28 protein-coding genes and 1 pseudogene are annotated in these 25,970 nt (G+C 65.0%); 17 read left to right on the top strand and 12 right to left on the bottom strand.

The window, feature by feature from the left end:
* The first annotated feature begins 30 nt into the window (after window positions 1-30).
* Window positions 31-258 carry a type II toxin-antitoxin system CcdA family antitoxin gene (locus QMG52_RS06915; RefSeq protein WP_283559695.1) on the top strand — a complete coding sequence of 76 codons (228 nt, stop codon included), beginning with the start codon at window positions 31-33 and terminating at the stop codon, window positions 256-258.
* The gene (locus QMG52_RS06910) at window positions 251-652 is read left to right on the top strand and encodes a type II toxin-antitoxin system VapC family toxin (protein WP_283559694.1); all 402 of its coding nucleotides are present in this window, start codon (window positions 251-253) and stop codon (window positions 650-652) included. The genes QMG52_RS06915 and QMG52_RS06910 overlap by 8 nt, the downstream gene beginning before the upstream one ends.
* Before the next feature lie 23 nt (window positions 653-675).
* Here QMG52_RS06910 and QMG52_RS06905 read toward each other — a convergent pair whose 3' ends face one another.
* Window positions 676-2,235, bottom strand: coding sequence for a family 4 glycosyl hydrolase (locus tag QMG52_RS06905; protein ID WP_283559693.1), 1,560 nt, complete (start codon window positions 2,233-2,235; stop codon window positions 676-678).
* A gap of 33 nt (window positions 2,236-2,268) precedes the next feature.
* On the opposite strand from QMG52_RS06905, the gene QMG52_RS06900 reads away from it, so the two are divergent.
* The 6 genes from QMG52_RS06900 (at window position 2,269) to tsaD (ending at window position 8,063) form a co-directional block, all read left to right on the top strand.
* A complete protein-coding gene (locus QMG52_RS06900) occupies window positions 2,269-3,564 on the top strand; it encodes a carbohydrate kinase family protein (protein ID WP_283559692.1) in 1,296 nt (431 codons plus the stop codon).
* A gap of 9 nt (window positions 3,565-3,573) precedes the next feature.
* A complete protein-coding gene (gene alr, locus QMG52_RS06895) occupies window positions 3,574-4,821 on the top strand; it encodes an alanine racemase (protein WP_283559691.1) in 1,248 nt (415 codons plus the stop codon).
* A gap of 136 nt (window positions 4,822-4,957) precedes the next feature.
* Window positions 4,958-5,581 (top strand): tRNA (adenosine(37)-N6)-threonylcarbamoyltransferase complex ATPase subunit type 1 TsaE, encoded by a 624-nt coding sequence (gene tsaE, locus QMG52_RS06890; RefSeq protein ID WP_283559690.1) that lies wholly within the window; start codon window positions 4,958-4,960, stop codon window positions 5,579-5,581.
* Window positions 5,582-5,590: 9 nt separating this feature from the next.
* A complete protein-coding gene (gene tsaB, locus QMG52_RS06885; protein ID WP_283559688.1) occupies window positions 5,591-6,409 on the top strand; it encodes a tRNA (adenosine(37)-N6)-threonylcarbamoyltransferase complex dimerization subunit type 1 TsaB in 819 nt (272 codons plus the stop codon).
* Between the two features lie 107 nt (window positions 6,410-6,516).
* Window positions 6,517-6,963: a ribosomal protein S18-alanine N-acetyltransferase gene (gene rimI / locus QMG52_RS06880; RefSeq protein WP_283559798.1), complete on the top strand. Its 447-nt coding sequence runs from the start codon at window positions 6,517-6,519 to the stop codon at window positions 6,961-6,963.
* Window positions 6,960-8,063 carry a tRNA (adenosine(37)-N6)-threonylcarbamoyltransferase complex transferase subunit TsaD gene (gene tsaD, locus QMG52_RS06875; protein WP_283559687.1) on the top strand — a complete coding sequence of 368 codons (1,104 nt, stop codon included), beginning with the start codon at window positions 6,960-6,962 and terminating at the stop codon, window positions 8,061-8,063. The genes rimI and tsaD overlap by 4 nt, the downstream gene beginning before the upstream one ends.
* Window positions 8,064-8,221: 158 nt before the next feature.
* Here the strand turns inward: tsaD and QMG52_RS06870 are convergent, their stop codons facing one another.
* Complete coding sequence (locus tag QMG52_RS06870; RefSeq protein ID WP_283559686.1) at window positions 8,222-9,376, bottom strand: glutamate--cysteine ligase; 1,155 nt, start codon at window positions 9,374-9,376, stop codon at window positions 8,222-8,224.
* Between the two features lie 272 nt (window positions 9,377-9,648).
* On the opposite strand from QMG52_RS06870, the gene QMG52_RS06865 reads away from it, so the two are divergent.
* Window positions 9,649-10,473: a shikimate 5-dehydrogenase gene (locus QMG52_RS06865; protein WP_283559685.1), complete on the top strand. Its 825-nt coding sequence runs from the start codon at window positions 9,649-9,651 to the stop codon at window positions 10,471-10,473.
* Here the strand turns inward: QMG52_RS06865 and QMG52_RS06860 are convergent.
* The 4 genes from QMG52_RS06860 to QMG52_RS06845 form a co-directional block, all read right to left on the bottom strand.
* The gene (locus QMG52_RS06860) at window positions 10,470-10,688 is read right to left on the bottom strand and encodes a hypothetical protein (RefSeq protein WP_283559684.1); all 219 of its coding nucleotides are present in this window, start codon (window positions 10,686-10,688) and stop codon (window positions 10,470-10,472) included. The genes QMG52_RS06865 and QMG52_RS06860 overlap by 4 nt on opposite strands.
* A gap of 95 nt (window positions 10,689-10,783) precedes the next feature.
* The gene (locus QMG52_RS06855; RefSeq protein WP_283559683.1) at window positions 10,784-11,845 is read right to left on the bottom strand and encodes an NAD-dependent epimerase/dehydratase family protein; all 1,062 of its coding nucleotides are present in this window, start codon (window positions 11,843-11,845) and stop codon (window positions 10,784-10,786) included.
* Complete coding sequence (locus QMG52_RS06850; RefSeq protein WP_283559682.1) at window positions 11,842-12,705, bottom strand: MTAP family purine nucleoside phosphorylase; 864 nt, start codon at window positions 12,703-12,705, stop codon at window positions 11,842-11,844. Before QMG52_RS06850 ends, QMG52_RS06855 begins: the two co-directional genes overlap by 4 nt.
* 5 nt (window positions 12,706-12,710) lie before the next feature.
* Entirely contained in the window at window positions 12,711-14,195 is a 1,485-nt protein-coding gene (locus tag QMG52_RS06845) for a glycosyltransferase family 87 protein (protein WP_283559681.1), read from the bottom strand.
* A 108-nt stretch (window positions 14,196-14,303) separates the two neighbouring features.
* Between QMG52_RS06845 and QMG52_RS06840 the strand changes: the two genes are divergently transcribed.
* Window positions 14,304-15,509 carry a molybdopterin-dependent oxidoreductase gene (locus QMG52_RS06840; RefSeq protein ID WP_283559680.1) on the top strand — a complete coding sequence of 402 codons (1,206 nt, stop codon included), beginning with the start codon at window positions 14,304-14,306 and terminating at the stop codon, window positions 15,507-15,509.
* Entirely contained in the window at window positions 15,506-16,009 is a 504-nt protein-coding gene (locus tag QMG52_RS06835) for a hypothetical protein (RefSeq protein WP_283559679.1), read from the top strand. Before QMG52_RS06840 ends, QMG52_RS06835 begins: the two co-directional genes overlap by 4 nt.
* Here the strand turns inward: QMG52_RS06835 and QMG52_RS06830 are convergent.
* The 3 genes from QMG52_RS06830 to QMG52_RS06820 are packed head-to-tail and all read right to left on the bottom strand — an operon-like array spanning window position 15,952 to window position 18,097.
* Entirely contained in the window at window positions 15,952-16,710 is a 759-nt protein-coding gene (locus QMG52_RS06830; protein WP_283559678.1) for a class I SAM-dependent methyltransferase, read from the bottom strand. The two genes, QMG52_RS06835 and QMG52_RS06830, sit on opposite strands and share 58 nt — an antisense overlap.
* On the bottom strand, window positions 16,707-17,354 hold the full coding sequence (locus tag QMG52_RS06825; protein WP_283559677.1) for a TIGR04282 family arsenosugar biosynthesis glycosyltransferase: 648 nt from the start codon (window positions 17,352-17,354) through the stop codon (window positions 16,707-16,709). Before QMG52_RS06825 ends, QMG52_RS06830 begins: the two co-directional genes overlap by 4 nt.
* A gap of 14 nt (window positions 17,355-17,368) precedes the next feature.
* Complete coding sequence (locus tag QMG52_RS06820) at window positions 17,369-18,097, bottom strand: glycosyltransferase family 2 protein (RefSeq protein ID WP_283559676.1); 729 nt, start codon at window positions 18,095-18,097, stop codon at window positions 17,369-17,371.
* A 264-nt stretch (window positions 18,098-18,361) separates the two neighbouring features.
* On the opposite strand from QMG52_RS06820, the gene QMG52_RS06815 reads away from it, so the two are divergent.
* The 5 genes and pseudogenes from QMG52_RS06815 to QMG52_RS06795 all read left to right on the top strand — a co-directional run.
* Window positions 18,362-18,706, top strand: coding sequence for a helix-turn-helix domain-containing protein (locus QMG52_RS06815; RefSeq protein ID WP_283559675.1), 345 nt, complete (start codon window positions 18,362-18,364; stop codon window positions 18,704-18,706).
* Between the two features lie 16 nt (window positions 18,707-18,722).
* Entirely contained in the window at window positions 18,723-19,517 is a 795-nt protein-coding gene (locus tag QMG52_RS06810) for an ImmA/IrrE family metallo-endopeptidase (protein ID WP_283559674.1), read from the top strand.
* The gene (locus QMG52_RS06805; RefSeq protein WP_283559673.1) at window positions 19,514-20,140 is read left to right on the top strand and encodes a PIN domain-containing protein; all 627 of its coding nucleotides are present in this window, start codon (window positions 19,514-19,516) and stop codon (window positions 20,138-20,140) included. The genes QMG52_RS06810 and QMG52_RS06805 overlap by 4 nt, the downstream gene beginning before the upstream one ends.
* 488 nt (window positions 20,141-20,628) lie before the next feature.
* A complete protein-coding gene (locus QMG52_RS06800) occupies window positions 20,629-21,234 on the top strand; it encodes a recombinase family protein (protein WP_283559672.1) in 606 nt (201 codons plus the stop codon).
* Between the two features lie 166 nt (window positions 21,235-21,400).
* Window positions 21,401-21,604, top strand: a pseudogene (locus tag QMG52_RS06795) (helix-turn-helix domain-containing protein); the annotation flags it as partial.
* Between the two features lie 813 nt (window positions 21,605-22,417).
* On the opposite strand, the gene QMG52_RS06790 reads toward QMG52_RS06795, so the two are convergent.
* Window positions 22,418-22,726: an MmcQ/YjbR family DNA-binding protein gene (locus QMG52_RS06790; RefSeq protein WP_283559671.1), complete on the bottom strand. Its 309-nt coding sequence runs from the start codon at window positions 22,724-22,726 to the stop codon at window positions 22,418-22,420.
* Window positions 22,727-23,406: 680 nt separating this feature from the next.
* Between QMG52_RS06790 and QMG52_RS06785 the strand changes: the two genes are divergently transcribed.
* Window positions 23,407-24,096, top strand: coding sequence for a hypothetical protein (locus QMG52_RS06785; protein WP_283559670.1), 690 nt, complete (start codon window positions 23,407-23,409; stop codon window positions 24,094-24,096).
* 306 nt (window positions 24,097-24,402) lie between these two features.
* Here QMG52_RS06785 and QMG52_RS06780 read toward each other — a convergent pair whose 3' ends face one another.
* Both QMG52_RS06780 and QMG52_RS06775 read right to left on the bottom strand, forming a co-directional pair.
* Entirely contained in the window at window positions 24,403-25,152 is a 750-nt protein-coding gene (locus tag QMG52_RS06780) for an anti-sigma factor family protein (protein ID WP_283559669.1), read from the bottom strand.
* Window positions 25,149-25,649 (bottom strand): sigma-70 family RNA polymerase sigma factor, encoded by a 501-nt coding sequence (locus QMG52_RS06775; RefSeq protein ID WP_283559668.1) that lies wholly within the window; start codon window positions 25,647-25,649, stop codon window positions 25,149-25,151. Before QMG52_RS06775 ends, QMG52_RS06780 begins: the two co-directional genes overlap by 4 nt.
* Window positions 25,650-25,970 lie beyond the last annotated feature (321 nt).

Raw genomic sequence — 25,970 nt, 5'->3', positions numbered from 1 at the left:
GGACCGGGAATTGTGTGTATGGTGTTGTGTATGGCTCGATTGAATGTGCATGTGCCTGACGAACTCGCTGCGCGCGCCCGTGCACGTGGATTGAATGTCTCCGCGCTGACCCAGGCCGCGATTGCCGCGGAGCTGAAACGCTGCGACACCGATGCCTGGCTGGACAACCTACCCGTCCGGGAAAAGGTGGTCCCGCACGACGCGGCTCTGGGGGCGTTGGACGCCGCCCGTGCCGAATTCGGCCATACCGATGATTGACGCAGCCGAGATCGTGGTGGTCGACGCGTCAGTGCTGGTGGACTTGCTGGCGGGTACGGATTATGCGGCCGCTGCTGCCACCCGTTTGCGGGGCACTGTTCTTCATGCCCCGGCCCATCTCGACGCCGAAGTTCTCTCCGCGCTCGGCCAGCTGCATCGCGCGGGAAAGCTTTCCGATGCCGACATCCGCGGTGCCTTGGAGTGGCTGGCGACTCTCCCTCTGACGCGTCACCTGCTGGGAGATCTGCTGACCGGGGCTTGGGAGTACCGCGATAATATCCGTCTGGCGGATGCACTTTACGTGCGGCTCGCCAGCAGGATGGACGTACCACTGCTGACCACCGACAGGCGCTTAGCCCGTGCTTGCCCTATTGCGGAGGCCATCAGCCGCTGACCGCAGTTGGTCGCCACCCTCCGTCAGCGCCACATCCGGCCGAGCGCGGGGAAGGCCCTTTCGTAGCCGTCCAGCAGCGCCCGGGCCAGTTCGGCGCCGTCCACCAGCGGGTGAAGGGTGAAGGCGCGCAGCGCGGCGTCCCGGCTTCCTTCCGTGGAGGCCTGCACGACGGCGGTTTCCACGGCTTTGAGCGTCAGCATCAGTCCCAGCTGATGCAGGTCCGGAGTGGACTGCGTCAAAGGCCGGGCACCGCCGCCGTCCACCCGCGCGGGAACCTCGATGATGGCGTCGTCGGGCAGGGCGGCAACGGCGCCGTCGTTGCGGACGTTGAGGATCAGTTCCGCGGGCGTTCCGGTGAGCAGGGCGTGCATGGCATCCAGGGCCACTTGCTCGTAGCCGCCGCCGGCCAGATCCTTGGTATCGCGGTGCGTGGTAGCGCCGGAAGTATCCCCGGTCGCGGAGGCGCCGGAGGCATCGGAGGTACCGGAGACGTTGCGGGCCTCGGCCAGATAGCCTTCTTCCCGTGCGGTGCGGGCGGCGTCCCACAGCCCGAAGGCCTCCGGACCTGCGGCGGCGAGCTGCGGATACAGCAGCGCCTGCGCCCGGTCAATGGATTCGCCGCGCGTCTGCCCGGCGGCCAGGATGCCGGCCAGCGCCTGCCGCCGGCGGTAATAGTAGAACAGGTACTCGTTGGGAATGCAGCCCAGCAGCCGCAGCAGGTCCGCGCCGAACAGCCGGCCTTCCTCGAACCCGGCAAGCTTGCCCGGGTGTGCCAACAGCGCCGGCAGGTAGTCCTTGCCGTCCCGGGTGAGGCCGCGCAGCCAACCCATGTGGTTCAGGCCCACGTAGTCGACTCCGGTCAGCGTGCCACCGGTCAGCGTGCCACCGGACTCCTTGGAACCGGACCCCTTGGAACCGGAGCCCGGGGACCGGCCGGCCTCCGGACCGCCAGACAAGCTGAACCCGGCGGCGCCGCCTGCGCGCCGCACCAGGCCTATCGGGGAATCGCAGATCCCCAGCACCCGTGGGCCCAAGACCGGTTCCAGCGCCTGGGTCACCATGCCGGCGGGATTCGTGAAGTTCACCAGCCACGCGCCCGGACAAATCCGCGTCATGGCATGCGCCACCGCGAGCATCTGCGGAATCGAACGCAGCGCGTAGGAGATGCCGCCCGCGCCGGTGGTTTCCTGTCCCAGCAGCCCCAAGTCCAGGGCCACCTTCTCATCCACTATCCGGCCGGCGGTGGACCCGGGCCGGATGGCGGCAAACACCACGTCCGCCCCGGTCAGGGCTTGTTCCAGCGCGGTGCACAGCTGCAGCCGCGGCGGATTCTTCAGGCCGGGCATGGTCTCCAACACGCGCCGGATGGCCTGCAGCCGTTCCGGATCCGGATCGTAAAGCGCCAGGTCCGTTATCAGTCCCGCATACCGCGGTCCGGACAGGGCGCGGTAGACCAGCGGCACGCGGAAGCCGCCACCGCCAATAACCGCCAGCCGCGCACCGGTCGCCCGGATGTGCTGAGCCGCGGCGCCGTCCGGCCGTCTCGGCGCTGAAGCTGTGTCGTCCGTTCCGGGAGCCCGCATACATTTATTGTGCCGTACAGTAGGGTGCCGTACATGGGTACCAGCCAGTTTCCAGAAGGTGTTCGATCCCTTCGAGCGCCAGCCCTGCGGAATCCGTCCCTCGGTGCTCCGCCCCCGCGGGTTTCCCCGCCCGCGGCTCCGGTTTCCGGCATCCGTCCCGCCGGCGAATCGGTCCCTGACACAGGGCTCGCCGGCGCACCGGCTCCCGACTCCGGCCCCTCCGGAGCCGCGTGCCGTCAAAACCCGGTGCACCACCGGTTCGATCCGCTGGCCGTCCAACGCGCTACGCAGCGGGAACGCTTTGATCTGATCCTGACCGGCTCGGTGTTCTGGGACATCATCTTCACCGGTCTTCAGGAGCTCCCGTCGCCGGGCACCGAGCTCTGGTCCGAGGGGATGGGATCGTGCCCGGGGGGAGTGGCCAACCAGGCCATAGCCGCCAGCCGGCTGGGACTGAATGTCACGCTGGCCGCCGCGTTTGGCGATGATGGCTACGGGGACTTCAACTGGAACATCCTCTCCGCCCGCGAGCACGTGGACCTGTCCTCGTCACGCCGCTTTCCCGGCTGGCATTCACCGGTCACCATCTCGCTCTCGGTCCTCAAGGACCGCTCCATGGTGACCCACGGGCACCCTTCCCCGCTGTCCGCCTCCGAGCTCATCGGCGACCCGCCACCCACAGCCCGGGCCGCCGTCGTGCCCCTGGAGGAGGAGTTGGCGCCGTGGGCGCTCGCAGCTGCGCGGAACGGCACCAAACTCTTTGGCGCCGTCGGCTGGGATCCCAGCGGTCGCTGGCACGGGGGCATGCTGGCGAATCTGAAGCATTTCCACGCGTTTATGCCCAACTCGGTGGAGGCCATGGCGCTGACCCGTACGGATGACCCCTGGGCCGCCTTGTACTCCTTAGCGGACCAGGTCCCGCTGGCGGTGGTTACAGCGGGCGGCCAAGGGGCGCTGGCGGTGGACTCCATCACCGGGGAGGAGGAATGGGTGCCGGCGCTGCCGGTGAATGCCTTTGACCCGACCGGCGCGGGTGACTGTTTCGGGGCGGCTTTCGTGGTCGGTTGCCTGGCAGGCTGGAAGCTGGCGGACCGGCTGAGCTTCGCGAACCTGTGCGCAGCGCTCTCGGTGCAGCAGGTGGGCGGGTCGCTGGCGGCGCCCGGGTGGGGCGACATTGCGGACTGGTGGCGCCGGGTGAACACGTCCCGCGAAGGTATGCGGAAACAGTGGCTGCGCCGCTACTCGTTCCTTGAGGATGTGCTGTTGGATGTGCCGGCGGAGGCGGTGCGCCGCGCCTCGGCGACCATTGCCCATCAATCGGATGCCTAAAATGGAAGGGTGATTCCAACCGAAGCGCCTGCCTTTTCCGAACGCCGGGCCGAGATCGATCTCGACGCGATCCGGCACAATGTACGACAGCTGTGCGACGTCATTTCCCCGGCCAGACTGATGGCGGTGGTCAAGGCCGATGCCTACGGCCACGGCATGGTTCCGGTGGCTGGGGCCGCTTTGGAAGCGGGCGCCAGCTGGCTGGGAGTGGCTCACATCTCCGAGGCCCTGAAGCTGCGCGGGGCCGGCATCGACGCCCCCGTGCTGGCGTGGCTGCACACCCCGGCCAGCGATTTCGGAGCTGCGCTGGAGGCCGGCATCGACGTGGGCTGCTCGGGCTGGGAACTGGAGCACATTGTTGCTGCCGCTCGCGACCGGCAGCGGCCGGCCAGGGTGCACCTAAAAATCGACACGGGTTTGGGCCGCAACGGCAGCACAGCCGCACTCTGGGACTCGTTGGTCGGTGAGGCGATGGACTACCAGGAACAGGGCCTGCTGCGCGTGGTGGGGGTGTTCACTCACTTCGCCGTGGCGGACGAGCCCGACCGCGTCGAAACGGACGAACAGCTGCAGCGGTTCCGGGAGGCGGTCGCCGTCGCGGAGGACGCCGGCGCGGACCTGGAGGTCCGGCACCTGGCCAACACCCCGGCCATTCTTTCCCGGCCGGACGCGCATTTTGATCTGGTCCGCGCCGGACTGGGTATCTATGGCCTCTCGCCCTTCGAAAACCAGACCTCGGCGGAGCTGGGTCTGCGCCCGGCCATGACCGTCAAGACACTCGTCGCGTCCTGCAAGGATGTGCCGGCTCATCAGGGCGTCTCCTACGGCCTGAACTATGTGACGGACCGGCCGAGCACCCTGGCCCTGATCCCGCTGGGTTACGGAGACGGCATCCCCCGGGTGGCCACCGGCGGTCCGGTGCGGATCAATGGACAGACATATCCTGTAGTGGGTCGTGTGGCGATGGACCAGATGGTGGTGGATCTGGGGCCGGATGCATCGGTCGCGGGGGGTGCATCGGTGCTGGGCGCGGAAGCCGAGCTCTTCGGAACGGGCGACGGCGGCGGCCCCACCGCGGACGACTGGGCGGCCGCTGCGGGCACCATCAACTACGAAATCATTACCCGGATCGGGCCCCGGGTGCCGCGGGTCTATCTCAACGAAGCCCGCGGGTGTGCTCTTCCCAGTGGTTCAATTCACGCTGCCTCAACCGGGGCGGCAGCCGGGAACGCGGCCACGAAAGCGCAGCGAGCCTGATGCTTCGGATCGTTCAGCGCGGAGTTGGCCCCGGCGTTGGCGCAGGGTGCGTTCTTGTGTGCCTGGAGCCCATACGTGTGCGCCACTTGCGACAGGCGGCCGCGGCTGCAGGGTGGATTTCGGCTTGGCGGGTCGAATGAGCAGGATGTGGGAATTTCGGGTAACAACCACGGAGGCGACCCAGGCAATCGCCGAACGGCTGGGTGCGTTGCTCGCCACGGGGGACCTGCTGGTCCTCAGTGGGGAGCTCGGTGCAGGAAAGACGACCTTCACCCAGGGACTGGGCCGGGGACTGGGAGTCCGCCCAGGCATCATCTCGCCCACGTTCGTGCTGGTGAGGATCCATCCCAACCTCGCCGATGGGCCCAACCCGGGAGGTCCGGACCTGGTGCACGTGGACGCGTACCGACTGGAATCCGCCGGGGAAGTCGACGACATCGACCTGGAGAATACGATGGATTCCGCCGTCACGGTGGTGGAATGGGGCACGGGCCGGGTGGAACACCTGACCGAGAGCCGGCTGGAAATCCACCTGTTGCGGGCCACCGGGGCAGGCGAAGGCGGAGCAGCACCGAACGAAGGCGGCGCGGACGACGGCGCGGACGAGCCGAGACTGCTGCGGATCAGCGCCATCGGTCCCCGGTGGAACGGAGCCGACCTATCCGATCTTTCCCCCTCCGGCTCAGACTCCCGCTCCGGCACCGGCTTCGCGTCCGGCACCGGCCGGATGCCACCGCCCGGCGCAGAACCGATGGACTAGGTTGGGTTAGTGCTGATTCTCTCCATTGATACCTCCGCCATCGCCAGCGCGGCGTTGATCAGGACGACGGCAGCCGGCGGCTCCCGCCCGGCCGGCGCCGCCGTCGTTGCCAGCTTTGCCACCGAGGATACCCGCAGCCATGCGGAGGTGCTGGTGCCGGGCATTGAATCGCTGTTCGGTGACCCGGTCACCGAGGGGGCGGCCCTGGACGCCATCGTCGTCGGCGTTGGGCCCGGTCCGTTCACCGGGCTCCGTTCGGGCATCGCGGTGGCACGGATGCTCAGCTACGTCTGGGATGTTCCGCTGCATGGCGTGATGAGCCTGAACGCGCTGGCTTGGGACGTCGTCTTCGGTACGGGATACCGGGCCGACGACCCTGCAAAGGGACCCCCGCAGCCGGAACGGGATTTTGTCATCGCCACCGATGCACGCCGAAAGGAAGTGTACTGGGCCCGATATTCCCGGGATGCAACGTTGCTGGAGGGGCCCCACGTCGGGCCCGCGGCGGATCTGCCGGCGCTGCCCGTCCTCGGTGCGGGTGCCGGTCTCTACCGTGACGTTCTCGAGCGCGGCGGGTGCACCGTGCCCCAGGCTCTGGCCCAGGCCCAGCCCACGGCGGCATCGCTGGGACGCTATGCCGCCGTCGAACTTCAAAAGGCTGACGAACGTCAAAAGGCTGACGAACGTCAAAAGGCTGACGAACGTCAAAAGGCTGACGAACTTCAAGAAGCTGACTATGCCAAGGGCGCCCCGCTGCTGCCGAGCACCCCGCTGTACCTGCGGGAGTCGGACGCCAAGGTCCCCGGGCCGCGGAAGCGTGCGCTGTGATCGGGCAGGGAGGGTGCGGGGAGCCGTCGGCCGCGGGGGACTTCACGGGCCCCGGCGACGACCAGATTCGGGGCCATCGCAAGGCTCCGGAGCACCAGCTGCGGGACATGAGGGCCGCGGATATTGACACGGTCTGCGGGCTGGAGGTCTCGCTTTTCCCGGTGGACTTCTGGCCGCGGCAGATGTTCGTGGACGAACTCGCCCAGCCGCAGACGCGGCGCTATCTGGTGGCCGAGCTGGCAGGCCGGATTGTCGGCTACGCCGGACTGATGTGCATCCTGCCCATTGCCGACGTGCAGACCATCGCCGTGCAGCCTGAGTGCGAGGGCCGGGGGATCGGACGTGCGCTGCTGACCGAACTGCTGGCTGAGGCGAGCCGCCGCGGGGCTGCCGATGTCCTGCTGGAGGTCCGTGCGGACAATCCGCGGGCCCAGCAGCTCTACCTGCGCTTCGGTTTTGAGCAGATCCACACCCGACCCCGCTATTACCGGGACGGAACGGATGCCCTGATTATGCGGCTCCGGCTGACGGCAACTGATGAGGTAACGGCATGAACCGGACCGAACCCCTGATTTTGGGCATCGAATCCTCCTGCGATGAGACCGGCGTGGGTATAGTCCGCGGAACCCAGCTGCTCGCCAACACGGTGTCCTCCTCGATGGAGGAGCACGTCCGTTTCGGTGGCGTGATTCCGGAAATCGCCTCCCGGGCCCATCTGGACGCCATGATTCCTTCGCTCCACCAGGCCCTCGCGGCTGCCGGCGTTGCGCTCGCAGACGTTGACGCGATCGCCGTCACCAGCGGCCCGGGGCTCGCGGGCGCGCTCATGGTGGGCGTCTGCGCGGCCAAGGCACTGGCGCTGGCAACAGGCAAACCGCTGTACGCTATCAACCACCTGGTGGCGCATGTGGGCGTGGCGCTGCTGGACGAAGCAGTCTCGGCTCAGTCCGGTGCCGGGGAGCTAAGGAACGGAAGCCTGGAGAACATCGGTGCACTGCTGGTCTCCGGCGGGCACACGGAAATCCTGCGCGTTGGCAGCATCGCCGAGGACGTTGAACTGCTGGGCGCGACGATCGACGACGCGGCCGGTGAAGCCTTCGACAAGGTGGCGCGGTTGCTGGGACTGACCTACCCCGGCGGTCCGGCCATCGATGCGCTGGCGAAGACCGGGAACCCCGGCGCCATCCCATTCCCGCGCGGGCTCACCGCGCCCAAATATATGGGGACCACCGAGGCGCCGGGTCCGCACCGCTATGATTTCTCCTTCTCCGGTCTCAAGACGGCGGTCGCACGGTGCGTGGAAACCTTCGAAGCGCAGGGCCGGCAGCCGCCGCTGGCGGATATCGCGGCCAGTTTCCAGGAAGCAGTGCTGGACGTCATTACCGCCAAGGCCGTGCTGTCCTGCCGTGAACGGGGGATCAGCACGCTGCTGCTGGGCGGAGGGGTGGCAGCGAACAGCAGGCTCCGTGAGCTTGCTCAGGAACGCACCACCGCCGCCGGAATCAGGTTGCTGGTACCGCGGCTGGCTCTGTGCACGGATAACGGCGCCATGGTGGCCGCGCTAGGCGCCCAACTGGTGATGCACGGGGTCCGTCCCAGCGGCATCTCCTTCGCCCCGGACTCGTCCATGCCGGTCGGCAGCATCAGCCTCTAACCGCATCCAGCCTGTAACCGCATCAGCCTCTAATCTCACCCAGCCTGTAACCTCGGCGGCACCGGCCGTCCGTCCGCTGAGTGGGTGCGTCTGCCCTGAAAGAGCGCGTTTTGGGGGCGGATCTGTCCACTCGACGGTCGTCTGAGGAGCGGACCGGGTCAGCGTGCGGCGGGGCCGGAGCGCAGCCGCTGGATCAGGTCGTCGACGACGGCGTGCAGGTCGCCGTCGTGCGCGTTGGCCACCGCCCGCTGACGCTGGTAGCCGGCGCCGCGGCGGATAATCTTCTCCACATCGGCGAGCTCGTCCGCGCAATTGAGGCGTTTGGCTACCGGTTCCAGCTTGTTCAGCAGTTCCAGCGTGTCCTCCGTCACGAGCCGTTCGTTACCGGCGGCATCGAGGATGATGATGGCGTCCAAGCCGTAGCGGGCCGCACGCCATTTGTTTTCCTGTACGTGCCACGGCGGCATCGTCGGGATGCTGCCGCCGTCGTCGAGGGTGCGGGAAAAGTCGTCCACCAGGCACTGCGTGAGCGCGGCGATGGCGCCCACTTCCTCCAGCGTTGACAGGCCGTCGCAGACGCGCATTTCAACGGTCCCCAATCCGGGTACCGGGCGGATGTCCCAGCGGATTTCGCTGATCGAATCGATGACACCGGTGGTGAACATGTCCTGCACATACGCCTCGTACTCGGCCCAGGTGGCGAACTGGAACGGCAGACCGGCGGTCGGCAGCTGCTGGAACATCAGCGCGCGCTGGGAGGCATAACCGGTGTCCTCACCGTTCCAAAAGGGCGACGAAGCGGAGAGTGCCTGAAAGTGCGGAAAGTAGTTGGCCAGGCCGTCCAGCACCGGCATGGCCTTGTGGACGCTGTCCAGACCCACGTGGACGTGGACGCCGTAGATCACCATTTGGCTGCCCCACCACTGGGTGCGGTCGATCAGTTTGGCGTACCGTTCCTTATCCGTGACCGCCTGGCGGCTGGTCTGGCTGAACGGGTGCGAGCCGGAGCAGAGCAGCTCAACCCCCAGCGGATCTGTGGCTTCGCGCAGCGTCGCCAGGGTCCGGGACAAATCGGCTTTGGCCTCGGCCACCGTATGGCACACGCCCGTGACAAGCTCCACGGTGTTCAGCAGCAGCTCTTGTTTGATGTGCGGATGTTCCTCGTCCGCACTCAGCTCGGGGTGGGCACGGCCCACGGCGGCAAGCACCTTGTCGGCGACCGGAACCAGCTCGCCCGTCCCGGAATCCACCAGCGCCAGTTCCCATTCCACGCCCAATGTGGACTGTGCCGATGAGGCGAAATCGATCTTCATATGTTCTCCTCACATCGTCTCCGGGACCGGAATAGGCGGCCCGAATGCCGCACGAATACTGGCCTATTCTAGTGCAGGGGTGCGCCGGACCGGGTGCCGCAGCAGCCGATGTGACGCTCATCCCATGGCGGAAAGCTCGGCCCGGATGCCGCCGCCGAACGCGCTCGGAACAAATCGTTTGCCCGGAGTGTGTTGCCGGCAGTGTGTTGCCGGCAGTGTGTTGCCGGCAGAGTGTTGCCGGGAGAGTGGAACGGGAGGTGCAGAATGGGAGGGTGCCTATTTTGAACAAAGACATGACCCTGTGCATTTCATTGGCAGCGCGGCCGAGCAACATCGGGACCCGCTTCCACAACTATCTCTACGAGGAGCTGGGCCTGAACTTTGTCTACAAGGCCTTCTCTCCGACTGATATTGCGGCGGCGGTGGCCGGGATCCGGGGCCTGCCGATCCGTGGGGCTGCGGTGTCGATGCCCTACAAGGAGGCCGTCATTGGGCTGGTGGACCGGATGGACCCGTCGGCCGAGGCCATTGCATCGGTGAACACGATAGTGAACTGCGGCGGCGTCCTCACGGCGTACAACACGGATTACCTCGCGATTGCGCGGCTGTTGAAGGACCACGCCGTGCCCGCGGCTTACTCCGTGCTCCTGCGCGGTTCCGGAGGCATGGCCAAGGCCGTGGCGGCGGCGCTGCGCGATGCCGGCTTCACTGCGGTTACCGTCATTGCCCGCAATGAAACAACCGGCCGCGCACTTGCGGACCTCTACGGCTTCGGCTGGCTGCCGGAGGTGGGAGGAACGACGGCGGACCTCATCATTAACGTCACACCTCTTGGCATGAGGGGGAGTATGAGGGGTGAAGACGAAAGGGTGCAGTCGTTCGACGACGACGCCGTGACTGCCGCGCGGGAGGTGTTCGACGTCGTCGCCCTGCCGTCCGAAACACCACTCATTAGCGCCGCCCGCAGTGCCGGCAAGCAGGTTATTACCGGTGCCGAGGTCATTGCGATTCAGGCGGAGGAGCAGTTTGTGCTGTACACCGGCGTGCGTCCAAGCCCGGAGCAGGTGCGCGCGGCGTCGGAATTTTCCCGCGCCTAAATGTGCTGGCCCTCGTCGCCGCGCAGGGGAGCCGGCCCTCCGAAGTGGTCGTTGAGCTGAAAACCGGCGTCCGACGGGTGCATGATCACGGCGCCGTCGGCACGAAGTCGCGGGTCAGTGACGCCACAACTCAGGGCCCTATCCCGCAACTGTGCGCGCCACGCGGCGACCTCGGCCCAAGTGGCCCGTCGGTCGCTCATTATCGTCTCGGACATGGCTCAAGTATCAGCGTTTGACCTGGAATCTCCGAGGGTCCTGACATGCGCCCGAGCCGGGAGCAGGTCCGCGCCGCGTGGAGATCCGGCCCACGCTATTCTTCGTCGCCACGCAAGGGTGCCAAGGCGAATTCCCGCATCCCCTCATCGAAGCCCACGAGCGGGCGCCATCGGAGCTCCTTCTTGATCAGCTCCGACGAGGCGGTGATATGCCGGACGTCGCCGAGCCGGAACCTCCCCGTCACAACGGGTGCTGGCGCGTGGCTGAAAGTGCTGAGCGCCCGCGCCACATCTCCGATGGTCTGCGGGGCATCGGCACCGACGTTGTACGCTCCGAACTGGCGCCCGTACCCGTCCTGGAGTGCCTCAAGGGCGAAGATGTTCGCCGAGGCGATGTCGCGGACGTGGATGAAGCTGCGGCGCTGAAGGCCGTCCTCAAACACCTGCGGGGCCTCACCCCTGCTGATCGCGGAACGGAAAAGCGACGCAACCCCGGCATAAGGAGTGTTTTTGGGCATCATCGGTCCGTAGACGTTGTGGTAGCGCAGTGCTATCGCCTCGCCACCAACGGCGCGCGCCCAGGAGGACACGAGGTGTTCCTGGCTGACCTTGGAGGCGGCGTAGACATTGCGGGGATCCAACCGGGCGGCCTCGGTGACCATGGCGGGGATGAGCGGTTCTGCCGTGGACGGGTTCCTCGGATCGAACATACCTGCTTCCAGATCCGCCACGAGCCGGGGACCGGGGCGAACCGGCTGTCCCGAGACCGGATCCAGATATGCTCCTTCACCGTAAACGACCATCGACGAGGCAAGGACCAGTTTCCTTATCCCCGACTGTTCCATTGCGGCCAGCAGGACGGCGGTGGCGAAATCGTTGTTCCTGACATAATCGGGCGCGTCAGCAAAGCTCACGCCGAGACCCACCTTTGCGCTCTGATGGCAGACGGCGTCGATCCCCGTGAGCGCCCCGCGGACCGCGGCTGGGTCCGCCGTGTCCCCGACGGTCAGCTCTACGCGGGGATCAAGCCGGGGCGGCTGCGGGTGGATCTGCGGGTCCAGGGAGTCCAGGACCCGCACGTCCCAGCCTTTTGCCAGTGCCGCCTCGACGACGGCGGAGCCGATGAAGCCCGCACCTCCGGTGACCAGCAGTCTCATCGGCTGGCCGCCGGGCTGAGAACCGGCTGTTCCATGATGATCCGGACCGCCTCAGCATCCATCAGCTGCGGAGCACGGTAGCCGTCAGCAAAGCTGCCGACTGCCGCTTCGAGGACCGCGAAAATGTGCGGCTGGGCGCTCGTCAGACGGTCAAAGACAGCCTCGGCCGTGACCGGAGCCGAACCATCGTGGCCGGTGTCGGAGTCGGTGACGTAGGCAAGGTTCGCGAAGCCCATGTTGAGCTCGGCCGCCAACACGGGTTCCGGATACTGGGTCATGCTGATGATGTCAGCACCGCCGGAAACATACCAAGCGGATTCGGCCCGGGTCGAAAAACGCGGCCCATTGATGACGACCACGGTGCCCGCGTCGCGGAACTGCAGGCCACGCGCCAGCAGCGCGTCGCTCAGATGCCCGCGGAGCGTGCCGCAGAACGGGTCGGCGGCCGGCAGGTGGCGCACGCCGGTCGGCAGCACGCCGTCGAAATAAGTGTCCCGCCGGCCGCCGGTCCGGTCGATCAGCTGATCGGTGAGGACAAACGTTTCCGGGGCGTAACCAGGGCGCAGCCCACCCACCGCCGAGGACGAAATGATTGCTTCCGCGCCCAGTTTTTTGAGCGCCCAAAGGTTGGCCCGGTAGTTGATCTGTTGCGGCGGCAGCGAATGGCCGGCACCGTGCCGGGCGAGGAAAGCGACGGGCCGCCCCGCCACCGAGGCCAGCGTGACGGGGCCGGAAGTGGGACCGTAGGGGGTATCGGGCGTGATGACGTCCAGCACCTGGGCCCCGAGGAGACGCGCCGTCCCCGAGCCGCCGATAATGCCGATACGCGCCTGAGCGAGGCCGTGGTCCTGTAGTTGCATAGCGTCTATCCTGCCATCTCAGGCGTAGTCTCCAGGCCGTGGCGGGCACAGTCCAGGTGGGATGCCCGACGGCGGCGCCAGGCGCCCACGGCGATGGCCGCGGCCGCGGCGGCAAGGCTGCCGCGGTTGACGGGGCCGCTGAACACCGGATCCCCCGGCAGCAGGTAGATGATGTTCAGCGCGATCATGACGCCGATGTACTCCCAGTACCTGCTCAGAATGACGAAGGGCAACAGCATGAGGGCATACCAGGGATAGTTCGGGCTGATGATCAGCAAGGCCAGCCCGATCATCTGCGTCTGCTGTTCCCACACGTTGTGCGCCGTCGTCTTGCGCAGCACCGTCAGCGCCAGCGCCAGCAGCGCCACCGCGCTGAGCAGCATCGGCCAGGGTCCGCCGGAGACGAATTGGGCCAGCGCGAAGCGGATGCCAATCTGGTCGCTGTAGCCCTCCTCCTTGAGGTACCCGGGAAGAAAGCCGATGACGCTCCAGCCCGCCGTCAGCACATACGGTGTATACAGCAGGGCGAAGGTGGCCAGAGCCGCACCGATGAACCTGACCGGCCGCCGGAACAGCAGCGCCGGGGCTGCAATGGCGGGAATGAGTTTGGTGGCCACCGCTGCACCGAACATCGCTCCGGAGCGCAACGGTTTAACCGTCTTTCCCGCGGTCAGCAGCAGCCCGGACGCGAGCAGCAGGGCCCCGCCGAGCAGATCGACATGGGCATTGTTGACCCCTTCGATCAGCACCAATGGGCTCCAGGCCCACACCGCCGCCACATAGCGCGGCAGCCCAAGACGGGGGAGGGCCGCCAGCAGCAGGAGCGTCACCGCTAAACTCACCAGCAGCCCGCCGACCTGGAACGCCAGGTAGCCCACGGCATCTGGCACCGCGAGCCTGATGCCGAGAAAGTACAGTTCCGCCGTCGGCGGGTAAATGGTCGGCACGTTGGGCCGGTTGATGGCGGTGCACAGCGGTTCCCCGGACGGTGATCCGCGGGTGGGAACCGGGGCGGTGGCAAACAGATCCGGCGCGCAGCGGGTTTCGCCCTTCGCCGCGGCGGTGCCGGGAGCGAACAGCCACGAGGGACGAAGCGCAACCAGGGACTCGTCCAGGGGCACGTGCGCGTAGGGAGAGATCCCTGCGTTCTGTACGATGCCGTCCCACGCGTAGCGGGCCGAATCGTTGCTGGTGGCCGGCGGCGCGCTCAGTACGGCCAGGCCCAGGAGCAGGGAACCGGCAATAACGACGGCGCCGACAGTCATGGGTTTGGTCCTGGCGGGCCGGATCCGGCGCAGTGCCCGTACGGCGGCTGCCAACAGCAGCCAGGAAACGAGGGTGCCGGCCAGCACGGCCAACGGAAAAGGGTTGTGCGGCTGCACCGTCCACCATAAGACGGCCGCCATCAGCAAAAGCAGCAGCGCCAGCACCGGCGCCGCTTTTGGGCGCCCGGCGCCGTCGTCGTCTAGTGTGTTCTTGGGTGCATCCACCCTTCGATCCTGCCCTATCCGCAGGGAACCGGGCACCAATCTGGCGTCTCGTGCGTTTCGGGTACGAGCAGACTTGTCCTTCCACCGATCGGTAGTGAGAACCTCCGCATGAACAGGCTTACCGATGCGCTCGCTGCCAAATTCGCCTCCCCGGTGCGCAGTACCAGGCTGACCGTGGTGCTGGGCCGGTGGCTGGGGATCTGTTTTACGGTGTGCTTCGCTACAGGTCTGTTCAGTCACGGCTTGCAGAACCCGCCGTCCTGGATGTTGTTCCCCACCCGGCCGGTCGGGATTTACCAGCTGACCCAGGGGCTGCACATCACCTCCGGAATCGCCTCCATCCCGCTGCTGCTGGCCAAACTGTGGTCCGTCTACCCGGAACTGCTCAAATGGCCTCCGGTGCGTTCCGTGATCCACGCCTTGGAGCGCGGGTCCATTGCCCTGCTTGTCGCGTCGTCGCTGGTCCAGGTGGTGACGGGGCTGATCAACACCTACAAGTGGTACCCGTGGCCCTTCCCGTTCCGCGAGACGCACTACTGGCTGTCCTGGGTGGTCTGGGGATCGCTGCTGCTGCACATCGCCGCCAAGCTTCCGCTGATCGCCGGACACTGGCGGCGGGCACGGCGGCCCCGGGAAGCAGAAGTGACGACGGCGGCACAAGTGAGGACGACGGCGGCGTCGGCGGGCCCGGGCGGCCGTCAGCCCCCGGCCGTGACCGGGCGCTGGTCCCGGCGCGGCTTTCTGGCAGCGGTAGGCGTGACCACGGGTGCGGTGGTGCTCGGCACCGCCGGCCAGTCCTTCGCCTGGCTTTCACCGGCCAACTTCTTCGCTCCACGGAAGATGGGTACGGGTCCGCAGGGCGTTCCAGTGAACCGCACGGCAGCCGATGCCAAGGTTGGTCCGCTGGCGCAGAATCCGGGCTGGAAGCTGAACATCAGTTACCGCGGGCAGAGCCGCAGCTACACCTTGGGAGAGCTGGGCGCCCTGCCGCAGGCGGAGCATGAACTCCCTATAGCGTGCGTTGAGGGGTGGAGCCAAACCGCGCGGTGGCGGGGTGTTCGCATCCGGGACCTGGTGCAGGCCATGGGGGCGGCGCCGGAATCGGATCTGCTGGTGACAAGTCTGGAACCAGAGGGCGCCTACCGTTTTATGAGCATGCCCGCCGTGTATACGGCGGACGAACAGACGCTGGTGGCCCTGGAGCTCAACGGCGGGGTGCTGGAGCTGGACCATGGCTATCCGGCACGGATTATTGCCCCGGGCCGCCCGGGCGTCCTGCAGACCAAATGGCTGCAGAGTCTGGAGATATTGTGAGCACGCCGGTACAACAATCCACGCCCGCGGGACCGAACCCGAAGACCGGAACCGGCCTTCATGTGATCCGCCTGGTCCTGGGACTGGTGGGTGCGGGCATTGCCGCCTATGGGCTCCTAGGCCTGCCCTCGCAGCTGGGCGTGGCCCAGCTGGTGGGCCTGCTGTTCTGGCTGGCCTGCGCGGTACTGCTCCATGACGGGCTCCTGGTCCCACTGACCAGCTTGGTCGGTGCCGCCCTGAACCGATTCACCTTCGGGCTGGGGAGCTCCTCGGCTGCCGTCCTTCGGAGCGCGCTCATGACCGGTGCGGTGCTGACTCTGCTGACGCTCACGCTGGTCTGGGCCCAATCCGTGGCCCGGAACACCAGCGTGCTGGAAGCGGACTACGCTGCCCATCTTGCCTGGCTCTGGCTGGCGCTCGCCATCGGCGCCGCCGCCGTGATCTACCTGCTGGAACGGCGAACCGGGCGACGGTTCAGGCGGCAGAAAACCCGTCCCTGAATCCGGTGGGTTGTCGTTACCTGCCAACCGCTGGACTCAGCCTTCGCCGTCAGGGACGTGAGACCGGCGCGGGCCCAGCGGAACGGTTCGCTGAAGTTCGCGTCGTCGTCCTCCATTACAGCGTGGAAGGCTGCGTCAACGCTGTCATCCGCATCGGTCTCCACCAGCAGGGTTCCGTCCGCGGCCAAAATCTGGCCGCAGCGGCGCAGCAGGGCGCTGACGTTCCCACCGATGCCAATATTTCCGTCCAGCAGCAACCCCGCGCGCCACCGGCCGGCGTGCGGGACGGGTGCAAAGACCGACTGCCGTACAGCCCGTGTTCCCCGGTTGAGGGCGCGCTGTACTGCCGGGGCGCTGGTGTCCAGCCCGAGCGCGGTTATCCCCAGTGACTGGGACGCGGCCAGGAGCCGGCCCGGGCCGCAGCCGATGTCCAGCAGGGGCCCGTCGAGGCTGCCCAACAGGGCGCGCTCCAGCGCCGTGGCGGGCGCGCACCAGCTGTGCACGTTGAAAACAACAGGTTCCAGCCCGTCGCCGGGGTTCAACGGCCACAGCGTCAGCGATCCCTTACCCTGATCCAACGCTCGGGCGTACGGCTCGGCCGACCCTTGCCCGAAATGCGGCATCGTGCCGGTATGTTCTGCCGCACCCCGCGGGTAGCCGGCGGCGGGGCGGAGGCTGTGGGTGAGCGTCGCCTGGCTCATGACCGCCCGCCCGCCAGTACGTTATCGGCCACGAATCCGACGGCGGCAGCGAACGAGGTCCCAGCCGCTTGGGCCGCGACCTCGACCGCATCGGGGAAGGTGTCCACGTCCTGAAGACAAGGCAGAAGGCCGACGCTGAGCCCGGCGGCGGTCAACCGGGCGAGCTGTACGGTACCCGTGCTGGCGGTGGACATCGGAACGCCGCGGATGAGGTCGCCCCGCGGCTCACGCATGGCCAGGGCCCAGAATCCGCCATCAGCCGCCAAGCCCAGCCAAGCGTCGTGCACGGGTGCCCCGGTGGACCAATCTTCGAGCAGCCCCTGCAGATGGAACGGGGTCAACTGGGGGGTGTCCATGCCGATGATCAACAGCGGTCCCACGACTGCGTCGCAGATCGCGGCCAGCCGCTGATCCAGGCCACCGTCCGCCTGCGGGACCACCTGGAATCCGACGGAATCCCGTGCTTGCGGGCGTCCGTCCAGTACCAGCAGCCGTTCGGCTGAGGCGACTCCCCGGACCGTTTGAAGCGTCTGGCTCAGGCTGGCCCGGGCAATGCTGGCTGCCTGTTCCGCAGTCAGAGGCGGACACAGACGGGTCTTGACCTTGCCGGGGAGGCACTCTTTGGCGATGACTGCAATGGTCAAGTTAATTTCACGTATCACTCCTCTTCTTCGTTCCCGCGGACACTTTGGACGGGTGCCGCCCAACAGAGAAGCCGGGCGCTTCGCAGCTGGGCGGACATGTCCATAACAGCTGTCAGGGTACCTCGGACCGTTCCGGTGACCTTGGACTTACCCGTCCGCGGCGAGTAGCTGATCGGCAGCTCGCTGATCCTCCAATGGCGCTGGCTGGCCTTGAGGAACATTTCCAACGGATAGCCACTGCGCCGGTCCAGCAGATTCAGCGAGAGAAGGGCCTCGCGGCCCGCACAGCGCATCGGGCCCAGATCAGTCACTTCTTCTCCGGTGAGTCGGCGCAGACGCCAGGCCAGCACCAGATTGGCTATCCGGGCGTGCAGTGGCCAGGATCGGCGCTTTGGCCGCCGGCTGCCCATCACCAGATCGGCAGTTCCGTCCAGAACCAGGGCCATCAGCCCGGGAAGCGCGGCCGGATCCATGGAACCATCGCAATCGCAGAAAGCCACGTAATCTGCCGTTGCTGCCCGCAGCCCGGCATGGGCTGCCGAGCCGAAACCTCGGACCGGTTCACGAATCACCATCGCCCCCAGCTCGGCGGCGACGTCCGCCGATCCGTCGGTTGAGCCGTTGTCCACAACGATGGCCCGGTACCCCTGCGGCAGCCGGGACAACACCCACGGCAGGGCGCCCCGCTCGTCAAGGCAGGGAAGGATCACATCAACTATTACGGGCACTTCTGAATCACTCACAGTTCAACCCTATGCCGTCGCGGCCGGCCAGGACCGGCGCCCGGCACGTTGGCGTGGCTGCTTGTTATCAAACCACATTCACAGGGAAGGGCACCGGCCGGGACCCCAACATCGCCCGAACACTCACGGACTTTGAAATGGCCCTGCCACGAGGGACGTTCAGTGGCACGCCGACTGGCGTCCGCTAAGCCCGCGCGCTAGGATTGAATCAAACATCGAACCTGTGATTCAGAGGATGATGTTCAATACAAGGAGACGAGTCTAATGACGATGACGACAGGCGACCGCATTAAGCATTACCGCATGCAAAATGGGATGTCGCAGCGTGCCTTGGAGGAGAAGATCGACCTCTCCCAATCCACGATCACGCGCATCGAAAACGGTGAACGCCCCGTGAAACCTTATGAGCTTTCGGCTATTGCATTGGCATTGGGTTGCCCGGAATCGAGCCTCATGGAAACCCACCCGCTACGCGATCGCATGCAGTACGCTGCTCGGACGGCGACTGGGAAATACCCCGACACGGACTCGGTGAAGGATCACCTTTTCTACCTTCTCGAAATGGACAACTACCTGACTCGTGCCCTCAAGGCCATCCAGCCTGCCTAATTAGCTGAAGCCGACGATGACGACGAGCAATGAGGACAAGGCCGCTAACGCGGCGGCTAGGTTCCGCCGTAAGTACGACCTAGGCAACGCCCCGATTAACGACTTGAGCGATCTGATCGAGGGTCGCCTTGGCATTGATGTAGCAATCGTGGAGATGGACGACGGGCTCGATGGCATGGTCATTCAGGACCCGGAAACCCACCAGAGAATCATCTCAGTCGCCTGCACCACGTCCGCGGAACGCCAACGAGCCACACTTGCACATGAATTGGGCCATCTCGAACTGGGAGACTTCGCCAACGGCGGCGTGATCGATTGCGGCGCCCGGAACCCTGAAGAAATCCGAGCCGACACCTTCGCTCGTCATTTGCTGGTCCCACGGCAGGGAGTGACGGAATTCCTTGAAGGCCTCGACAAAGAGCACAAGCAGTTGAACGAGGCTGACCTGGCTCATCTCGTACGATACTTCGAGGTCTCCCCCATGATGATTCTCATTCAGCTCGAGAATGCCGGATGGCTGGCCGTAGGTCAGAAGGACGCTTGGAAATCTCATTCGACCGGAAAGTTGGCCGCCCGCTATGGCTGGTCAGACGAACATCGAGCCTCACAGCGGAAGGCAATGATGCCCCAAGCTCCGATGCGGATCGTGGCAGAAGCCATGGAAGCATACGTGAACAATCTGATAGGACTGGAAGCGGTCGCTAGAATTCGCGGCATGAGTTCCTTAGATCTCAAAGCCGAACTCGACGATGTCGGCATCCAGCCCAAACAAGCGGCACTGCCTCCGACGAGGTTCGGCCGCCGCAAGTGACGGTCGAATCTGATAACCAACGGGACCATAGCGAACTAGTCATCTTGGATGCTGGCCCAATCCTGAACTTTATGGGCCGCAGTGACACGACGGATCTTTATCTTAAGACCCTCAAAGTGATGACCAACAGCATTGCTGTCCCGGACGCAGTGGTAGACGAGGTTGAGCACAAGTCGGGCAAGGACAAGCGGTTCGCCGCTTGCCGAAGGAAGCTTCTGACCGTCATCGGCGGCAATCACATCACCACGCTCGTGACGCCCGAAAAGCACCAAGACGACGACTATGATTTCCATTGGGCGTGGGTAACGAACAACTGCCTTAAGTCCATGCTGGGCTCAGGCAAAAACCGCGGTGAAATGGTACTCATCGCTCACGCTCGGGTCCTCCAATCTCGCGGTCTCGACGTCGTAGCCATGATCGATGACCAGGACGCTGTGGACCTCGCTACAAAGGCCGGCATCCCCAACTTCAGCACTGTGCAGTTATTTCAAGAGAGTGTTGCCTACGGGCTTATCCCGGACAAGACTCAGCTCAAGAAACTCTATGGTTTCGTCAGGGAGAAGGACGACGGACTGCTGCCATTCAAGCAAACTGACTTAAAGGACGAGTTTCCTAAGTCGTAGTCACACAGTAAGAGTCGCGCCCCACCGGAAGGGGATTCCGGTCGTGACTGCCCCTTGTCTTGTTGACCACCTGGACGACGGCTACTTGCGCCGGCAATGAGCAGCGGACGCTACGGCCAAGGCGCTAGTTGTGACCCTTGCGCGGGTGTCTCACTTGCAAGGAGACAACCCGCGTGATTTTGTGTCACTGCAATTGAGGCTAGGAGCCTGAAATTAGGGACGGTACACCCCTTCCAACTGAGCCAAGACAATTAGGCCATTCATCCCGAGATACCCGTACGGACACGGAGCGGCTGCGCAGGCGTCTTCTGTAACTAACAGTTGCTGTGCGATGGGGCCAACGGCGGGCGGTCTTGTCAAAGGAACCATTGACCGGAGCACGAGCCGCCACCTTCTGCGCCTCGAGTTTGCGGCGTGTCTGCACCTTGGGAAGTCTCAACAATGTGTTTCATCCTTATATTCTCATCATCACAGGAAAGTAGTCTTTGATGGGACGTTGGAGGGGAAGACACATTACACGTCTGGGATATGCCCGGGTCAGTACCGCGGACCAAGACACCGAACTGCAGATCAGGGAGCTGGAAGCTGCAGGCTGTGAATGCATCTACCGCGACCATGGGATCAGCGGGACCAAAACCAGCCGTCCCAAACTGGACAAGATGCTGGAGCGCCTCAGCCGCGGCGATGAAGTCGTCGCCTGGAAACCGGACCGCCTCGGACGCCGCACCCGCCACCTGCTCGAACTCCTCGACGACTTCAAGGCAGACGGCATCAAGTTCCGCTCGCTGCGCGACGGCATCGCCACAGACCCCGCCAGTGAACCGGGCCGGGCCATGGCCCAAGCCATGGTCACCATCATCTCCGCCTTCGCCCAGCTCGAACGCGACCAACTCTCCGAACGCACCAAGGCCGGCATGGCCGTCGCCGCCGCCCACGGCCGCAAGGCAGAGCGCCAGGAAATCACCGCCAACCACCCCAACGTCAAGCGGGCCCGCGATTTAAAAACCCAGGGTCTAAAACCGGCCGACATCGGAATGATCATCGGCACAAGCCGGGCCACCGTCTACCGCTACCTCAGCATGGAATCTGGCTGACGACAGCAAAGCCTGGAATCACCGGACCAGGAACACGGCAATACAAATGAAAGCGCCGGGAGATCCCATTTTAAGCTCTCACCCAGCTCGGGCTGTTAGCTGAGTCGTTCGAGCTCTCTGGCGACTGCCAGGACTTCGTGGTCGTGGAAGCGACGACCGATTACTTGGATGCCGATTGGCAAAGGCAAAAGGCCGCCTGCGCGGGAAACAACCCAAGCTCTCACAGAAACAGGAAGCCCACCTGTTCTCGGTTCACCGGGCCGGGACACACGCGACGGCGGAACTTGCCGAACTCTTCGCAGTAGCGCGTTCAACGGTCTACCGTGCCATCAAACGCGCAGACGAGTCCGCATGCGTAGTGCGAGTTTAATTACCGATCCTCCCCAGACTCCGATTCGGCGTCGCCTCTGCAAATGACATCTTGAACAGCCAGCACGGCCATATGTCCACTAACGCGCCATCATCTCGATGTCATCGACTACTTAACGGATCTCGCCTTAACGGATCTCGCCGAAAGTTAAGATCCGGAGATGCCGTTCCCGCCTCCACTGCATCTCGAATGCATCACGATTTGCTATCCGCCGCGAGGCAGACAGAGGCCATCCCGCCCGTCATGGATATTGTCCAGAACAGAATCGCCCCGCCATCACGGCCTTGAACAAGCGGGACTAAAGATATCGACCGGTATTGACGTCCCGTTGTTGCAGCCAGCGGCCGGTCTCCGGGCAGAAGTGCGGGGCGGCTTGAAATGGCCTTTCTCTTGCCATGGCCGGAGTGTTATGGGGATGCAGCAAAATGCCTGATGAAGGGACCGGCTTACGGGCGGCTCTGCCCTGCAGAACCTTTTTCGAGCTGGTCAACGTTGGCGCTCGCCATTGCAGATAATTGCGGCCTTCGGGAGCGTTTCGATGAAGTCGGCCACCGGCATGCCAGCTTTGCTGGCGGCGTCCATGAGGGTCCTGGTTTGAGGTCCTTCGGTCTGGTCGGCGTATACCAGAAATTTTACCGCGTTGGCCGGAGATCAGGTCGAGGCTTTCGTTCGATACCAGCGGGGGGAGCCGTTGCACCGTGAACCCGCGCGCTGGCTACGGCGCCCAGCAGTCCCGCAACAATGCCGGTAACCGGTGGGGTTGAAAACGAAGGTGCGACTGGGTGTGCCATGTTCGAAATCCCTGCTATGCAGCTACCGCTGTGGCGCACCGGCGATGCGGTATGACTCCTCCAGGAGTTCTTGGAGTTCCTCGGACGCAATCTTGTCGAGACGGATGAGGACAAGGATGGGTGAACGTTGGTGGTGGGGAGTCCAGAAGTAGATATCCGGGGCGATGCCTGCGAGGGCGTCTCGCTCCTGGCTCTTCACCGTAAGTACGCCTTCCTCCCACATCCGGGCCATCAGGGTGCGGGCGAACCAGGCGGGCTGTCCCCAACTTGGTCGTTCGCTGACGCCGGGAAGGGAAAAGCATATGCGCCGGACGTCCTCTTCGTTGGCCATCGCATCAGGATGGCATCCGATCCACCAGCCGTCCACTAGCTGGGATGACAGGGTGCTGATCGAGGGCAGCCGTGGGTTGCTCCAACTTTACGAATGCCACAATGACTCGCACCGCGTAATCTCACCTTCGACGAGAGCCATGCCGTGGCCGGAACCCTGACTTCGTTGTGGTTCCCCGGACTACGGCCGTGTGACCTGGCCTACCCGGCTCCGCAGTGCACCCCGTGGCGCGCCCCGTCGCCCGCAAACATGCCCGTCATCTGGAAATTGTCCTTTCAGAAACCGTCTGTGGCTGGTGTGGATCCGGGTGTCGGGTCGGTCATCACGGTTCTGCGCGAGAGCCACAGGGACCAGATTAAAGCAACCCGCCAGATTAGAAACAAGGCTCCCATAGCCAGGGGTGGCCCATCGTTGTCGTGGCGGTCCAACTCACATCGCGCCAAAACCGCCCCCAGGGCACTCTGCGGATCCGAGGCGCCGAGCCCAGCGGCCGGATCGAGTGGGGCGAACGGGTCCGTCTGCGACGGCTACATCCGGTGGCCTGACGGTAACGGGACGGTAACGGTTAATAGCTGACCCCATCCGCTCCCGCTGCCGCCGCGAAGTACCTGTGACAGGCCAGCCGGTGGATAGACACCTTCGGCAACGGACACCAATCACACAGTTAGGGATTATTTATCATGCGTAAATCAATTTTCACCACAGTCGGCGCGGTTGCAGCATCCGGAGCACTCCTGTTCTCGCTGGCAGCGTGCAGCAGTACCGATACGGCCGCCTCCAGCACAACGACGAGTGCGTCCTCGAGCTCATCGGCGATGACGTCGACGCCCAAGCCGTTGGCCTCCATTCCGGCCCTGACAGGCACCACCACCGCGGTGAAGCTCGACGCTTCCTTCGGCGCTGCGCTGAAGACCCTGGGCCTGACCCCGGGAGTCATCGGGACCGCGCAGCTGACCGACGGTTCATTGATCTTCCCGATCACGGGCGGCAAGGTTGATTACTATGATCCGGCAGAGGCCTACCGCCCGTTTGTGCAGGGTCTGATCAGCCACGCCGGTTCAGGCTTCTCCTTGACGGCCGGGGACACCAAGGTGGACCTGACCAACTTCACCATTGACCCGGGCACCTCCAAGCTCTATGGCGATGTGGCAGTCAACGGGACCGTCGCGGCGAAGCAGGCCTACATCTTCAACCTGGACGGCTCCACGCTGATGCCGCTCAAGACCGAGGGCGAGACCGCAATCCTGCAGGGAACCGAGGTGAAGATCTCCGACGTCGCCGCGGGTCTGCTGAACAAGACGTTCAAGACGGACGCTGTGAAGGAAGGCATGCTTGTCGGCGTCGCCACCATCACGGTGAACACCAAGTAGCACCCGCAACAAACCCCGTCGATGCTCCGTCTCCTCATCAGCAAACCTGAGGAGACGGAGCATCGATATTTAACCTGCTGTTGCTGCTCCGACGGCGGCGTGCGCCGGGAAGTCAGAGCGCCAGCATCAGTGCCGGGTCAGCGACACTGTAGTTGGTGGTGACGGTGCCGATCAGTGCCTTCAGGCACCTGCCCCCGATGCACCCGTAGCCGGCCCGCTGCTTCTTGCACCCGTAGGTCGCCTTGCTGGCCGAAGGTGAACGCGCGCAGGAACGGACCCAAGCGGGTTCACTGTCCTGCCGGTGCGTTAGTCTCCGGCCACTCTGGAGAGGACAGCGATTTTCTGGCCGCCGGCGTCGCGGATTTCGACGCTGGACATATCCGCGATGGTGACCGGCGTCGCCCCTGTGACCTTGGCCTGGCCCTGGGCCGTGGCGCTCCAGCTGGCCGCCCGGTCATAGTTGCCTGCCCTGTCCTTGACCCAAAGGGACAGAACCCCCCGCGCGGGCAGGCTGTGCCCGTCCAGTGACAGCTCGGTCCCCCAGGCCTTCTTCAGCAGACCCAGCTGCACCTGGGGCCCGGAGGCTGCGCTAATGGTGTAACTCTCCTCTGGCTTCGGTGGTCCGTTGACGGCCGGTCCCGCCACGAATCCGATGGCCAGGCATGCTGCGGCGACAGCGGAAACCAGTGCCGCACTGCGCCAGCGGGCACGCCGGTGGCGGATGGCCAGCTTTGCCATCAGCGGCCCGACCCCGGCCTGGTCCCCCTCCTCGGAACCGGCCCGGTCCTCGGAATCGACCCGGTCCTCGGAACCGACCCCGGCCACGGGCACCGGTCCGGGCGCCGGGTTGGCGGAGCCGATGGCGATAGCGGCCTCCGCCGGCACGGCATCAAGAAATCCGGTCAGGCTTCGCAGCGACAGCAACTCGCCAGCGCACAGCGGGCACAGGGAAAGGTGATGTTCGAAAAACCCCCGCTCCCGGGGGTCCAGACCGCCGAGAATATATGCGCCCACGAGGTGATGCAGAGCCTCGTGGTCTGCCGGGTCTGTGTTCATGGTTTCACTCCCATCTCATCCAGAACGGCGCGGAGGGCTTTGAGTGCGTAAAAAGCCCGTGACTTGACCGTTCCTGTCGGGATGTTGAGCTGTCCGGCAGCTTCGACCGCCGTGAAACGCCGGTAATGCAAGGCGATGATGACGTCGCGGTGCTCGGCGCTCAGCCGGGCCAGGGCTTCCTCCATCAGGACCTTTGTCAGTAACCCATCCACGTGCTCAACGGTACCCGCCATCTGCTCCAGGTCGTCGGTCTGTGTTTGCTGTGCCCTGCGCTGCTGCCTGCGGAAATTATCGATAATGATGTTTCTGGCCGTCCGGAAAAGGTAACTGCGCATGCTGGTGGTGATTCCCGGGGCCCGTTGCCAGATGCGCAGAATTGTTTCCTGCACGACGTCCTCGGCCTGGTCCGGGCTGGATGTTATTCCCATGACGAAGCGCCGCAGCGCCGGCGCGTGCTCCCGGTAGATCTCTGCGACTACCTGCTCGTGCAATGGCATGGATGCCCCCTGACGTCAGCGTGGAATGGCCCTACCCGGTAAGACGGCCGATGGTCCGGAAAAGTTCAGTACGCATGAGATCCTGCACCCGGCTGAACCATTGTCTCCGATCATGGCGTCTTACTGCATAGCGGCGTACCTGCGCCGTGCAATCTACCGCAAGACCCGCAGGTAAGACTCCGGTGTCTTTGTCATCAGACCCGGATCCGCGAGTAGTGGCTTTTTGAGGCCGGAATTCTGGCGGGGGCGTGAATTTCGGCAACTTTTGGGTCCGGGCATGACAAAAGCCCGGTTGTCGTGTCGGGTGGGCGGAGGCTCCAT

Source organism: Paenarthrobacter sp. PH39-S1, assembly GCF_030063245.1.
Classification (GTDB): Bacteria; Actinomycetota; Actinomycetes; order Actinomycetales; family Micrococcaceae; genus Arthrobacter_M.
This window is presented reverse-complemented; position numbering and strand designations above follow the sequence as displayed.

Bases quoted from the DNA above. Each gene is read 5' to 3' on its own strand.
- QMG52_RS06915 (WP_283559695.1), top strand. From the start codon at position 31: ATGGCTCGATTGAATGTGCATGTGCCTGACGAACTCGCTGCGCGCGCC.
- QMG52_RS06910 (WP_283559694.1), top strand. From the start codon at position 251: ATGATTGACGCAGCCGAGATCGTGGTGGTCGACGCGTCAGTGCTGGTG.
- QMG52_RS06905 (WP_283559693.1), bottom strand. From the start codon at position 2,235: ATGCGGGCTCCCGGAACGGACGACACAGCTTCAGCGCCGAGACGGCCG.
- QMG52_RS06900 (WP_283559692.1), top strand. From the start codon at position 2,269: ATGGGTACCAGCCAGTTTCCAGAAGGTGTTCGATCCCTTCGAGCGCCA.
- tsaE (WP_283559690.1), top strand. From the start codon at position 4,958: ATGAGCAGGATGTGGGAATTTCGGGTAACAACCACGGAGGCGACCCAG.
- rimI (WP_283559798.1), top strand. From the start codon at position 6,517: ATGAGGGCCGCGGATATTGACACGGTCTGCGGGCTGGAGGTCTCGCTT.
- tsaD (WP_283559687.1), top strand. From the start codon at position 6,960: ATGAACCGGACCGAACCCCTGATTTTGGGCATCGAATCCTCCTGCGAT.
- QMG52_RS06870 (WP_283559686.1), bottom strand. From the start codon at position 9,376: ATGAAGATCGATTTCGCCTCATCGGCACAGTCCACATTGGGCGTGGAA.
- QMG52_RS06860 (WP_283559684.1), bottom strand. From the start codon at position 10,688: ATGTCCGAGACGATAATGAGCGACCGACGGGCCACTTGGGCCGAGGTC.
- QMG52_RS06855 (WP_283559683.1), bottom strand. From the start codon at position 11,845: ATGAGACTGCTGGTCACCGGAGGTGCGGGCTTCATCGGCTCCGCCGTC.
- QMG52_RS06850 (WP_283559682.1), bottom strand. From the start codon at position 12,705: ATGCAACTACAGGACCACGGCCTCGCTCAGGCGCGTATCGGCATTATC.
- QMG52_RS06840 (WP_283559680.1), top strand. From the start codon at position 14,304: ATGAACAGGCTTACCGATGCGCTCGCTGCCAAATTCGCCTCCCCGGTG.
- QMG52_RS06830 (WP_283559678.1), bottom strand. From the start codon at position 16,710: ATGAGCCAGGCGACGCTCACCCACAGCCTCCGCCCCGCCGCCGGCTAC.
- QMG52_RS06815 (WP_283559675.1), top strand. From the start codon at position 18,362: ATGACGATGACGACAGGCGACCGCATTAAGCATTACCGCATGCAAAAT.
- QMG52_RS06810 (WP_283559674.1), top strand. From the start codon at position 18,723: ATGACGACGAGCAATGAGGACAAGGCCGCTAACGCGGCGGCTAGGTTC.
- QMG52_RS06800 (WP_283559672.1), top strand. From the start codon at position 20,629: ATGGGACGTTGGAGGGGAAGACACATTACACGTCTGGGATATGCCCGG.
- QMG52_RS06790 (WP_283559671.1), bottom strand. From the start codon at position 22,726: ATGGCCAACGAAGAGGACGTCCGGCGCATATGCTTTTCCCTTCCCGGC.
- QMG52_RS06785 (WP_283559670.1), top strand. From the start codon at position 23,407: ATGCGTAAATCAATTTTCACCACAGTCGGCGCGGTTGCAGCATCCGGA.
- QMG52_RS06780 (WP_283559669.1), bottom strand. From the start codon at position 25,152: ATGAACACAGACCCGGCAGACCACGAGGCTCTGCATCACCTCGTGGGC.
- QMG52_RS06775 (WP_283559668.1), bottom strand. From the start codon at position 25,649: ATGCCATTGCACGAGCAGGTAGTCGCAGAGATCTACCGGGAGCACGCG.